Origin of the sequence: Mycobacterium sp. E802, assembly GCF_001666875.1 — a bacterium.
Classification (GTDB): Bacteria; Actinomycetota; Actinomycetes; order Mycobacteriales; family Mycobacteriaceae; genus Mycobacterium.
Map to the genome: position 1 here is coordinate 41,183 of NZ_LZJD01000081.1, position 11,431 is coordinate 52,613.

General features: G+C 66.3%; 12 protein-coding genes. 3 read left to right on the plus strand and 9 right to left on the minus strand.

Features of this window, described 5'->3' with window-relative positions:
* Positions 1-11: 11 nt before the first annotated feature.
* Both A5699_RS12040 and A5699_RS12045 read right to left on the minus strand, forming a co-directional pair.
* Positions 12-872 (minus strand): ABC transporter permease, encoded by an 861-nt coding sequence (locus A5699_RS12040; protein WP_067769492.1) that lies wholly within the window; start codon positions 870-872, stop codon positions 12-14.
* On the minus strand, positions 869-1,639 hold the full coding sequence (locus tag A5699_RS12045; RefSeq protein WP_067769494.1) for an ABC transporter permease: 771 nt from the start codon (positions 1,637-1,639) through the stop codon (positions 869-871). Before A5699_RS12045 ends, A5699_RS12040 begins: the two co-directional genes overlap by 4 nt.
* Before the next feature lie 258 nt (positions 1,640-1,897).
* On the opposite strand from A5699_RS12045, the gene A5699_RS12050 reads away from it, so the two are divergent.
* Positions 1,898-2,746 (plus strand): alpha/beta fold hydrolase, encoded by an 849-nt coding sequence (locus A5699_RS12050; protein WP_369806692.1) that lies wholly within the window; start codon positions 1,898-1,900, stop codon positions 2,744-2,746.
* A gap of 10 nt (positions 2,747-2,756) precedes the next feature.
* Here A5699_RS12050 and A5699_RS12055 read toward each other — a convergent pair whose 3' ends face one another.
* From A5699_RS12055 to A5699_RS12085, 7 genes are read right to left on the minus strand one after another with little or no spacing between them, the layout of a single operon-like run.
* A complete protein-coding gene (locus A5699_RS12055; protein ID WP_067769507.1) occupies positions 2,757-3,602 on the minus strand; it encodes an SDR family oxidoreductase in 846 nt (281 codons plus the stop codon).
* A 2-nt stretch (positions 3,603-3,604) separates the two neighbouring features.
* Positions 3,605-4,378, minus strand: coding sequence for a hypothetical protein (locus tag A5699_RS12060; RefSeq protein ID WP_067769509.1), 774 nt, complete (start codon positions 4,376-4,378; stop codon positions 3,605-3,607).
* 9 nt (positions 4,379-4,387) lie between these two features.
* Complete coding sequence (locus tag A5699_RS12065) at positions 4,388-4,879, minus strand: nuclear transport factor 2 family protein (protein ID WP_067769510.1); 492 nt, start codon at positions 4,877-4,879, stop codon at positions 4,388-4,390.
* Positions 4,876-5,727, minus strand: coding sequence for a TIGR03619 family F420-dependent LLM class oxidoreductase (locus A5699_RS12070; RefSeq protein ID WP_067769512.1), 852 nt, complete (start codon positions 5,725-5,727; stop codon positions 4,876-4,878). Before A5699_RS12070 ends, A5699_RS12065 begins: the two co-directional genes overlap by 4 nt.
* Before the next feature lie 2 nt (positions 5,728-5,729).
* Positions 5,730-6,524 carry an SDR family oxidoreductase gene (locus tag A5699_RS12075; RefSeq protein WP_067769514.1) on the minus strand — a complete coding sequence of 265 codons (795 nt, stop codon included), beginning with the start codon at positions 6,522-6,524 and terminating at the stop codon, positions 5,730-5,732.
* Positions 6,525-6,552: 28 nt separating this feature from the next.
* On the minus strand, positions 6,553-7,371 hold the full coding sequence (locus A5699_RS12080) for a mycofactocin-coupled SDR family oxidoreductase (RefSeq protein ID WP_067769516.1): 819 nt from the start codon (positions 7,369-7,371) through the stop codon (positions 6,553-6,555).
* A complete protein-coding gene (locus A5699_RS12085) occupies positions 7,356-8,969 on the minus strand; it encodes an NAD(P)/FAD-dependent oxidoreductase (protein WP_067769517.1) in 1,614 nt (537 codons plus the stop codon). Before A5699_RS12085 ends, A5699_RS12080 begins: the two co-directional genes overlap by 16 nt.
* Positions 8,970-9,100: 131 nt before the next feature.
* On the opposite strand from A5699_RS12085, the gene A5699_RS12090 reads away from it, so the two are divergent.
* Both A5699_RS12090 and A5699_RS12095 read left to right on the plus strand, forming a co-directional pair.
* The gene (locus A5699_RS12090; protein WP_067769518.1) at positions 9,101-10,159 is read left to right on the plus strand and encodes a ferredoxin--NADP reductase; all 1,059 of its coding nucleotides are present in this window, start codon (positions 9,101-9,103) and stop codon (positions 10,157-10,159) included.
* Between the two features lie 87 nt (positions 10,160-10,246).
* Positions 10,247-11,428 (plus strand): acyl-CoA dehydrogenase family protein, encoded by a 1,182-nt coding sequence (locus A5699_RS12095; RefSeq protein ID WP_067769547.1) that lies wholly within the window; start codon positions 10,247-10,249, stop codon positions 11,426-11,428.
* Positions 11,429-11,431 lie beyond the last annotated feature (3 nt).

The window sequence follows — 11,431 nt, forward strand, 5'->3', positions numbered from 1 at the left end:
GGTTGCCTTCGCTAGCCGGAAAGGTTGAAGTTGCCGTTGGACCCGTACACGGCCAGTGAGATCAGTAGCGTGATGGACACGACGACGATCAGCGACGTGCGCACCGCGTTGCCGACCGCCACGCCCACGCCGGCCGGACCACCGGTGGCGAAGAACCCGTAGTAGGTGTGGACCAGCAGGATCGCCAACGCCATCAGCAGGGCCTGCAGGAACGACCACAGCAGGTCGATCGGGTTGAGGAACGTGCTGAAGTAGTGGCCGTAGAGCCCACCCGACTGTCCGAGCAGCACCACCGTGGTGAACTGCGACGCCAGGAAGGACAGGATCACCGCGATCGAGTACAGCGGGGTGATGGCGAGCATGCCCGCGGCGATGCGCGTGCTCACCAGGTATTCGACCGAGCGGATGGCCATGGATTCCACCGCGTCGATCTCTTCGTTGATCCGCATCGCGCCGAGCTGGGCGGTGACGCCGGCGCCGAAGGTGGCGGCCAGGCCGATGCCCGCGACGATGGGCGCCGAGATGCGGACGTTGATGAAGGCCGCCAGAAAGCCGGTGAGCGCTTCGATGCCGATGTTGCCCAGCGAGCTGTAGCCCTGGATCGCCAGCACACCACCGGTGGCCAGGGTCAGGAACCCGACGATCACGACGGTTCCGCCGATCATCGCGAGTGTGCCTGCGCCCATGCTGATTTCGGCGATCAGCCGGATGACTTCCTTGCGGTAGTGCGCGACCGCGTAGGGCATGCCGGCCAGGGCCCGACCGTAGAACAGGACGTGGTCCCCGATCCCGCTCACGACGTCGACGGGCCGCCGCACGGCCCGGGACAGGCGCGGGTAGGCCGACTGGAGTGCCGCCGCGGACGCCGTCATCGGGTCGTCATCTGGATACCGATGGCGGTGACCACCACGTTGACCACGAACAGCGCCATGAACGCGTAGACCACGGTTTCGTTCACCGCGTTGCCCACCGCCTTGGCGCCGCCGCCGGACACGGTCAGGCCGCGGTAGCAGGCGACCAGGCCGGCGATCAGGCCGAACAACGCGGCCTTGACGCAGGAGATGACGACCTCGGGAATGCCGGTGAGCAGGGTGATGCCCGCCGCGAACGCGCCCGGGTTGACGTCTTGGACGAACACGGAAAACAGGTATCCCCCAAGGATTCCGATGATCACGACGACGCTGTTGAGCAGCAAGGCCACCAGACCGGAGGCCAGCATCCGGGGAGTGACCAGCCGTTGCACCGGGTTGATGCCCAGTACCTCCATGGCGTCGATCTCTTCGCGCACGGTGCGCGAGCCCAGGTCGGCGCACATCGCCGTGGCGCCGGCACCGGCCACGATGAGCACGGTCACCATCGGCCCCACCTGGGTCACCGCGCCGAAGGCCGCGCCGGCCCCGGAGAGGTCTGCCGCCCCCAACTCCCGCAACAGGATGTTCAAGGTGAACGACACCAGGACGGTGAACGGGATCGCCACCAGCAGCGTCGGCGCCATGGCCACCCGCGCCACGAACCAGGATTGGTCGAGGAATTCGCGCCACTGAAATGGCCCGCGCACCACGAACTTCACCGCGTCGACCGACATGGCGAACAACCCACCCACCCCCTCAAGTGGGACGGCGAGCTGTCGCTGTGGCATAGGGATTCTCCGTTCTGCGCGGGGCCGGTCGAGGTTGGGTATGACACCGGGTATGACGCCGGGTATGACGCGGACCACACGTCTGGGGAACAATCGCAGTCCGTCACCGGGCCTGCCATGGGCTGTCCCGCCCAACGGGAGATCGAAGCCGGGACCAGGGATCGGCGGTGTTCACCGGTCAGCGGAACACGTCGTTGCCGACTGCGCGCCGGCATGTGAAGGTGGACAGCGATGACTCCGCGAGACGAAGGACAATCCGTGTCGAATTCTGCAGCTGCACTACGTGAGATCAACACCAGCGCAGGCAGTTTGCGGTACTACGACGTCGGCGACGGACCGGTCGTGCTGTTCCTGCACGGCTCAGGCCCGGGGGTGACCGGCTGGCGCAATTTCCGTGGCGTGCTGCCGACGTTCGCCGAACGCTTCCGGTGTCTGATCCTGGAGTTCCCCGGCTTCGGCGTATCGGATGACTGGGGTGGCCATCCGATGGTCACCGCCCAGGGCACGGTGGTTCCGTTCCTCGACGCCCTCGGTGTCGACCGCGTGGATATCGTCGGCAACTCGATGGGCGGCGGCGTCGGCATCAACACCGCCATCACCGCCCCAGACCGCGTGGGCCGGCTCGTGACGATCGGCGGCATCGGTACCACGATCTTCTCCCCCGGGCCCAGCGAGGGCATCCGCCTGCTGCAGGAGTTCACCGAGGATCCGACCCGGCAGCGCCTCGTCGACTGGCTGCGTTCCATGGTCTACGACCAGTCCCTGGTCACCGACGAGCTCATCGAAGAGCGCTGGACGCTGGCCACCGACCCGGAGACGCTGGCCGCCGCACGGCGGATGTACGGCAAGGCGGCCTTCACGGCCATGATGGCGGCGATGGCCGCGTCCGACCTACCGATGCCCTGGGCACGGATGCACAAGGTGGCCGCGCCGACGCTGTTGACCTGGGGACGCGACGACCGCGTCAGCCCACTGGACATGTCGCTGATCCCGATGCGCACCATTCCCAACGCGGAGCTCCACGTGTTCCCCAATTGCGGACACTGGGCGATGATCGAGGCCAAGGAGGCCTTCGAATCGGTGGTCACCGGGTTCCTGAATCGGTGAGGCAGCTGCCCTAGGGGCGTTTCAGAAACCGCAGCAGGTACCTGGCCAGCCCGCGCGTCGGTACCCGGCGGGGCCAGGCATCGGAGCGGAAGTAGGCGTCCGATCCACCGTCGACGAATACCACACTTCCGCAGAGGAAGTCAGCGGCGTCGGAGAGCATGAAGACCATCCACTCGGCGAGATGCTCCGGGTTCCCGAAACCTCCGATCGGCACCGGGAAGGACTGCACTGCCTTCGCTTCGCGCGGTGAGGCCAGTTGCTTTTCGAGCAGCGGCGTCATGATGGCGCCGGGGGCGATCGCGTTGAGCCTGATACCCGACCCCGCCCAGGACTTCGTCACGGCGGTACGCCGGACCCAACGGGAGACGGCGATCTTGGAGGCACCGTAAGCGAGCGACGGGGCGGCAGCGAAAAACCGCCGCAACACGCGGTTGGCCCGGTCCAGGTCATCGCGCAAGAGTGCCCGCACCGCAACATTGGGCACCATCGGCATCGTGGTGCTCGAGTTGCTTCCGACGACGACCACTTTCGCGTTGCCGCTCGCGGCGAAAGCCGGCTGCCAGGCCCGCAGTAGGTCGACGACCCCGAAGTAGTTGACCGAGAGGATCAGTTTGACGTTGTCGCGCCCGGGTAACGGACCGACGCCGGCCGCCAGGACTGCGCCGTCGAGCCGGCCGTCGGCCAACGCGAGCACCGCCGCCGCGCCATCCGAACGACCCTGCGGTGTCGAAAGATCCGCGATCACGTCGGCCTCACGCAGGTCGACACCGATCACCCGATGTCCGTCGGCGATCAGTCGCTGCGCCGCCGCACGCCCCATTCCAGACGCGGAACCTGTCACCACATATGTGCCCATGGTCACCAATCTTGCCAGGGGATAATTGTGTTCAACGGTGTGTCGATGACGAGTTCGCCAGTCGCTGTCGGCGACGGGGTCTGAGCCAACCGCTCGGCGATCCGCTCGGAAACGCGAATGGGTTCTTCGTCGAGGTAGAGCAACCGAATACGCAGACCACCGGGCGAATCCGCAGCCTCCAACGACCGCAACCCCAGGCCATTCCGCTGGTGGCGGTCCAGCGCAAATGTCCAGGCGCCGGCCACTCCGTCGAGATCCAGCAAGGCGGGAATCGCGACCCGGTCCTCCCATTGGTGATGCTGGTGGGCAGCTTCGCCCAACGGTTCGGCGAAGCGGGTCATCGTCAGGTGCAGTCCGCGGTTGGGCCGATATGGGATGACGGCGGGCGAGACCAACGCGGAGGCGGCTGCATAACCCTTGACCGGGCGGAAGAACGCCAACACTGTGCGGCGCACCCCGGGGATCGCGGGACCACGGCCCCACTGGACGGAGTCGGCGCCCAATTGTTCCCATTCGCGCACCGATTCCTCGACCGGAGAACGAAACCAGTACATCGCGACGTAGTCGGTGTCGGCGTGGGCGGGCTCGGACGTAGAGGCCGCACGGCACCTGACCGGACGGCTCCACCGGTCGCCCCAAGCGATTCCGGGTAGCGCGAGGTTTTCCGGGCGGTGGTCGAGTTGATGCCATTCGTTGTATCGGCGGTGGTCTTCAGCGTCGCCGCCTTCGAGTGAGACGAATGAAAAGAACACGAGTGGGCAGTCGGTGGCGGACATGCGCGCCTCTCAGTCGCGTCCGGGCACGGGTTCCCCGGCCAGTCCGCGGTTCAACAGCGTATGTGCGTACGGATCCCCGTTAAGCAATCGGCTGGTGCGGGTGGTGATCTGCCATCGCCCGTCAACGCGTTCCAGCGCAAAGTGGTTGGCGGTGGCGCGCCACACCCGATAACCCGCATCGTCACGCACCAGCACCAGCGATTCGCACACTGCGACCGCAGTGTCGCCGTCGACCGTCACCACGGCCGGCCCCAGAAAGTGACAACAGCCCTGGGCCACCAGGTTCTGATGGCTCGCCGAGCTGACCATCTCGTGTACGCCGCGCCGGCCGGTCATCTGCCAGTCCTCGACGTCGTAGGTGCCGTCGACGGACCACAGCGCAGCCGCGTTGTCGGCATTAGCGGCATCGACCGACGGGCCGTAGGAAGCCAAGAGTTTCGTGATGGCCAGCTCATCTTCGAGACGCCGCAGGCGGGTGAGTATCTGCTGCTCGATGGTCATAGGTGGCGCTCCTCTATCTCACGTAACCGGGCGAGTTGCTCGCAATAGTGATCCCCGTTGTCGGCCCGCACCGCGCAGGTGATCGCGGTGGCCCCGGCGTCACGCAGTGTTGTCAGCCGCTCTCGGGTGGCCTCCGGATCAGACCCGGGATCCACGGTAGCCGAGAGCACCACGTCGAAACCTGGTGGCGGCTCGACCTCGGCCAGCAACTCCCGTATCGATCCCGCGGGCAACCCGAACGGCATCCAACCATCGGCCAGTTCGACCGCCCGGTGCAACGACGCGGCGCTGCGCCCACCGACCCAGATCGGCACCCGATCTTGCTCGGCAGATGGCAGCACCGTCATGCCCTGGTAGTCGTAGAACGGCCCGTGATAGCTCGGTGTCGCAGTCGACAACGAGGTGCGCAGTGCACGAAGTGCATCGTCAGCTCGTGCCGCCCGTTGTTCCCACGCAGCCCCGAGAAGATCGAATTCCTCTTTGAGAGAACCAATTCCGACACCGAGCACCAGGCGTCCGGCACTGACCCGGTCCAGGGTGCCGTAACGTTTGGCGATTTCCAGCGGGTGATGGTAGCCCAGCACCAACACCGAGGTGGCCAGGCGGATCCGTCGGGTCCGCGCCGCCAGGAATCCCAGGGTCGCCACCGGATCCCAGTAGACCGCCCCTCGGACAGCCGCCTCCGCCGACGGCACCGCCACGTGCTCAGAGCAGGTCAGATGATCAAATCCGAGATCATCTGCCGCTGAGGCAATCCGGGCCAGATCCTCGATTCCCGCCTCGGCCTCCCAGGGCGAGGCCATGCCGGGGACCTGCACCACAATCGGCGTCGACAGACCCAGCCGCACGGTCAATGCGCTCCGGGCATCAAGGCCATGATCGCCTGATGGGTTTCCGACACCACCCGGGACCGGTCCGGAGCACTGTTGGTCTCCGCCTGATCGGCGTTACCACCGGCCACCCATACCGGGCCGTCAGCCAGGTGGGCCAGGCCCTCCGCGGCCACCTCGGCCGGCTCGCCGACGCGGATCCCGGGCGCATCGAAGTTCAGACCGACCCGCTCCATCGCCGGTGTCCGGGTCACGCCCAGGACCAACTCGAGCACGTCGACGTTGCGCTCTCGCAGTTCCAGCCACAGGCTTTCGGCGAACATCCGGGAAAACGCCTTGGCCCCGGCGTAAATGGAATGCCGCCAAGCGCCCATGTAGCCCGAGAGCGAGCCGACGATCATGATGCCGCCCCGCCCGCGGTCGACCATCGACCTGCCGTAGTGCTGCACCATCTCCAGCATCCGGGTGACGTTGAGGTCGGTCACCTTCTGAAACTCGCCGAGGTCCGCGTCCAGGAACAACTCATTACAGGTGCTGGCCCCGGCGTTGTAGATCAGCAGCCCGACGTCGAGATCGGCGGTGATTCCGGCGATCTGAGTCACCGACTGCGGGTCGAGCAGGTCCACGGAAATGGTCCACACCTCGGAACCGACTGCGCGACAGCGCTGCGCGGTCTCTTCCAGCGGCCCCGGTTTGCGAGCGATGAGCACCAGGTTGAATCCTGATTCGGCGAGCTGACGGGCGAATTCGGCACCGACACCTTCGGATCCTCCGGCGATGACGGCCCACGGCCCGTACTTGGCCAGATCGGTCATAGTTACTCCTAACGTTGGGCGCTGCCGGTCACGTCGTCTTCTGAGTCAGGCCGGCATCGACGACGAGTTGCGTTCCGGTGATGTAACGGGCGTATTCGGAGGCCAGGAACACCGCGGCGTTGGCCACATCGACTGGTTCCACCCACGGCACCGGCAGCAGATTGCGGGCGGTGAGAACCTCGACGGCGTCGGCTTCGGTGGGGTTGTCCAGGTCGGGGCGCAGCCGTTTGTAGGTGTCGGAATTGCGCACCATCGGTGTGGCCACCGCGCCGGGGTGCACGGTGTTGACCCGGATACCTCGTGGTCCCAGTTCATTGGCGAGCGTGCGAGCCAGCCCCACGACGGCGTGCTTGCTGGCGGTGTAGTGCGCGGCGCCCGCCGTGCCACGTAAACCGTTGGTGGAGCTGATGATCACGATGGAGCCGCCGTCGGGACCGAGGTGCGGAACTCCCGCCTTGACGGTGTGCCAGACGCCGGTCAGGTTGACATCGAGCGTGCGTTGCCAGTCCTGGGCACTGATGGTCCAGGCCGGCCCGCCCGGGGTGTGGATGCCGGCGTTGGCGACGATCACATCGAGCCGGCCCAGCGCCCTCACGCCGGCATCGACCCCGGCCGTCATGGCGGCAAGGTCGCTGACATCGCCCAGTCCGATGACACAGCGCCTGCCGCGCTGCTGCACCCGATCCGCGGTCTCACGTAGGTCGTCGGCGACGTCGGGGCGGTCGAGCGCGATCACATCGGCCCCGGCGTCGGCGAAGCGTTCGCAATGCACGCGCCCGGTGCCCCGCGCGGCGCCGGTCACCACGACGACCTTGTCCAGCAGTCCCCGCCCTACCGCGTCTTGCACAATTCAAACCCCTTGTATCCCGCTGCCGCCACCTCGTTGCAGATGTCCAGGTAGACACCGAAGCCGCCGATGAACAGCATGAAAACCCGTGGTTTGCCGGGCACGTTGGCGCCCATGTACCAGGAGTTGGCCTTGGTGAACAGCGTCGCCTCGGCTCGCTGCGCGCACTCGGCAATCCAGCCGTCCACCGCGTCGGCGGTCGGTTCGATTGCGGCGTAGCCGTTCTGGTCGAGGTAAGCGATGGCGTCGGCGATCCAGTTCACATGAGCTTCGGCATGCAGCACCATGTTCGCCAGTACCGCGGGCGCGCCGGGACCCGATACCAGGAACAGGTTGGGGAAGCCGTCGGTGCCTAGGCCCAGGTAGGTGCGCGGTCCGTCTGCCCAGTCGTTGACGAGCTTTTCCCCGCCACGGCCCACGATGTCGACCTTGGCCAGCGTGCCGGTCATCGCATCGAAGCCGGTGGCCAGCACCAATGCGTCGATGGCGTAGTGGCCGTCGGTCGTGTTGATCCCCGATTCGTCGATCGACTCGATCGGGGTCTTGCGGACGCTCACCAAGGTGACGTTGGGCCGGTTGAACGTCTGAAAGTAGTTGGTGTCGGTGCAGATCCGTTTGGTGCCGATCGGATGGTCGTTGGGGATCAGCAGTTCGGCAACTTGCGGGTCTTCGATGATCGTGCGGATCTTGTCTTCGTAGAACTTGCGGGCCTCTTCGTTGGCTTCCAGGGAGACCATCTGATCGGTGAAGGTCTTGGAGAACAGCACTCCGCCTAATTGCCAACGCTTTTCGAAGGCCTCTTGGCGCTCTTCGGCGGTGGCCTCCATGGTCAGCTTCGGGTGCGCCACGTGCGGGGAACCGCCGCCGCTGCGCCACGACATCCGGCGCCGCTCGGGGTAGTTGGCCTTGATGTCGGCAACCTCGTCGGCGGTCAGCGGCCGGTTGCCGGCCGGCACGCTGTAGTTCGGCGTCCGCTGGAACACGTAAAGCCGTTCGGCCTGCTCGGCGATGATCGGAATCGACTGGATACCAGAGGATCCGGTGCCGATCACCGCGACCCGCTTACCGGTGAAGTCGACGCCCTCATGCGGCCAGTGCGCGGTGTGGTACACCTCGCCACCGAAGCTGTCGAGTCCCGGAAAATCGGGAGTCATGGCCGCCGACAACGGACCGGTGGCCATCACCACGAACCGCGCGTCGACCGTCTCACCGGTATCGGTGGTGACCGTCCAGCGCAACGCCTTCTCGTCAAGTACGGCAGCGGCCACCCTGGTGTCGAAGGTGATGTCGCGGCGCAGATCGAGCCGGTCGGCCACCCAGTTGATGTACTTCAAGATTTCGGCCTGCGTGGCGTACTTCTCGGTCCACGTCCACTCTTGTTGAAGCTCGTCGGAAAACGAGTAGCAGTAGTCCACACTCTCAACATCGCACCGGGCACCGGGGTAGCGGTTGTAGTACCAGGTGCCACCCACATCCGGTGCCGCTTCGAATACCCGCACCGACAGTCCCTGCGACCGGAACTTGTGCAACGCGTACAGGCCGCCAAACCCGGCGCCCACCACCACGACATCCACGACACTCGTCGATCCAGTGCTCACCCTGCGTACGCTAGGCGGCCGGCATGACGTCAGCCGCCACGGTTCCCGGTCACCGGACGACGAGCCCCGGTGTCCCGGCCACTGGAAGTGGCAGGTTGGCGACCGTCGTTCCTCCACCACAATGTCGGCCCATGATCGATGCGAGCATCCCGACGAGCCGGGGCGTGCTGGTGACGGTGGCCGATGTGATCGAGGAGAGCCCCGATGCCCGTTCGTTGGTATTCGCCATCCCTGACTCCGAGCGCGAGCGGTTCGCCTATCGGCCCGGGCAGTTCTTGACGTTGCGGGTGCCCAGCGATACCACCGGATCGGTGGCGCGGTGCTATTCGCTGGCCAGCTCACCGCACACCGACCCCGCCCCCAAGGTCACGGTGAAGCGCACCGTCGACGGCTACGGCTCGAATTGGTTGTGCGACAACATCACTGTGGGCGACACCATCGAGGTGCTGCCGCCGTCCGGCGTCTTCACCCCCACCACACTCGACACCGATTTCCTGTTGTGGGCGGCAGGCAGCGGCATCACGCCGGTGATGTCGATTCTGAAATCGGTGTTGGCGGCCGGCACCGGACGCGTCGTGCTGTGTTACGCCAACCGAGACGAACGCTCGGTGATCTTCGCCGCCGAACTCCGTGAGCTCGCCACCCGCTACGCCGGCCGGTTGACCGTGCTGCACTGGCTGGAGTCGGTCCAGGGCCTGCCCACCCGCGCTCAGCTGAGCGGGTTTGCCCACACAGTGTTCACCGGCTCCGGCTTCGAGTCGTTCGTCTGCGGCCCCGGCCCGTTCATGACGATGGTGAAGGAGACACTCACCGAGGCCGGGGTGCCAAGGGAGCGAATCCATCTCGAAGTGTTCCAGTCACTGGCGGGGGATCCGTTCGTCGTCGTCGACGACGCAGCCGCCGTTGCCGACGACGGCGACGCCGCGGACCTGCAGGTCGACCTGGACGGCAGCATCCATCAGCTCCGGTGGCCGCGGAACGCGACCCTGGTCGACGCGCTCGTCGCCGCCGGTGTCGACGTGCCGTACTCCTGCAAGGAGGGTCAGTGTGGGTCGTGTGCGGCGACGGTGCTGCGCGGTGACGTGGACATGGCCACCTGCGACATTCTCGCGCCAGACGATCTCGCCGATGGGGTGATCCTCGGTTGCCAGGCCAGACCGGTCTCCGACGACCTCCACATCGAATTCTGAGCTGCTTCCACTGACCGGGATTCGCCGCCACGACGAGGTTCGACGCGGTACACCATCAATGCCAGCCCTCGACGATAGGACCAAATGATGACTGAGCGGGTACTCGACCGCGTGCACGAGATCGCCGACCAACTGCGCAACCAGGGCCCCGAGGCCGAGAAGATCGGCAAGCTCACCGACGAGACGGTCAAGCTGATGAAGGCGGCCGGCAACATCCGTCTGTTGCAACCGAAGTCCCACGGTGGCTTGGAGGTTCATCCCCGCGAGTTCGCCGAGACCGTGATGGCCACCGCCGCGCTCGATCCCTCGGCCGGCTGGATCAACGGCGTGGTCGGCGTGCACCCCTACCAGCTGGCCTATGCCGATCCGAAGGTAGCCGCCGAGATCTGGGCCGATGACGTCGACACCTGGGTCGCGTCCCCGTACGCGCCGCAGGGGGTGGCCAAGCCCGTCGAGGGCGGCTACCTCTTCAACGGCCGCTGGCAGTTCAGCTCGGGTACCGACCACTGCGACTGGATCTTTTTGGGCGCGATGCTCGGTGACGCGGACGGCAAGCCGTTGATGCCGCCGCAGATGCTGCACATGATCCTGCCGCGTCAGGACTACGAGATCGTCCAGGACTCGTGGGACGTCGTGGGGCTGCGCGGAACCGGGTCCAAGGACGTCATCGTCAAGGACGCGTTCGTGCCGTCCTACCGGACGATGGACGCGATGAAGGTGATGGACGGCACGGCTCAGCGCGAGGCCGGGATGACCGAGACGCTGTATCTGATGCCGTGGTCGACGATGTTCCCGCTTGGCATCAGCTCGGCCACCATCGGCATCGCCGAGGGCGCACTCGCGGCCGCCCTCGACTACCAGCGGGAGCGGGTGAACTCCAGCGGCGTGGCGATCAAGGACGACCCCTACGTGATGTACGCGATCGGCGAGGCCGCCGCCGACATCAACGCCGCCCGCCAAGAGCTGCTGGCCAACGCCGACCGCATCTACGACCTGGTCGACGCGGGCAAGGAAGTGAGCTTCGAAGACCGGGCCGCCGGGCGGCGCACCCAGGTGCGGGCCGTGTGGCGCGCGGTGTCGGCGGTCGACGAGATCTTCGCCCGCTGCGGCGGCAACGCCGCCCGGATGGACAAACCGCTGCAACGCTATTGGCGTGACGTGCACGTCGGCCAGGCGCACGCGATCCACGTGCCCGGGACGGTGTATCACGCCTCGGCCCTGAGCGCGTTGGGTGTGGATCCGCAAGGCCCACTGCGGGCGATGATCTGAGAG

What these genes read in the sequence shown, in the direction of transcription:
- A5699_RS12075 (WP_067769514.1), bottom strand. Translation starts at nt 6,524, where the DNA reads ATGACCGATCTGGCCAAGTACGGGCCGTGGGCCGTCATCGCCGGAGGA.
- A5699_RS12090 (WP_067769518.1), top strand. Translation starts at nt 9,101, where the DNA reads ATGATCGATGCGAGCATCCCGACGAGCCGGGGCGTGCTGGTGACGGTG.
- A5699_RS12045 (WP_067769494.1), bottom strand. Translation starts at nt 1,639, where the DNA reads ATGCCACAGCGACAGCTCGCCGTCCCACTTGAGGGGGTGGGTGGGTTG.
- A5699_RS12055 (WP_067769507.1), bottom strand. Translation starts at nt 3,602, where the DNA reads ATGGGCACATATGTGGTGACAGGTTCCGCGTCTGGAATGGGGCGTGCG.
- A5699_RS12060 (WP_067769509.1), bottom strand. Translation starts at nt 4,378, where the DNA reads ATGTCCGCCACCGACTGCCCACTCGTGTTCTTTTCATTCGTCTCACTC.
- A5699_RS12040 (WP_067769492.1), bottom strand. Translation starts at nt 872, where the DNA reads ATGACGGCGTCCGCGGCGGCACTCCAGTCGGCCTACCCGCGCCTGTCC.
- A5699_RS12095 (WP_067769547.1), top strand. Translation starts at nt 10,247, where the DNA reads ATGACTGAGCGGGTACTCGACCGCGTGCACGAGATCGCCGACCAACTG.
- A5699_RS12065 (WP_067769510.1), bottom strand. Translation starts at nt 4,879, where the DNA reads ATGACCATCGAGCAGCAGATACTCACCCGCCTGCGGCGTCTCGAAGAT.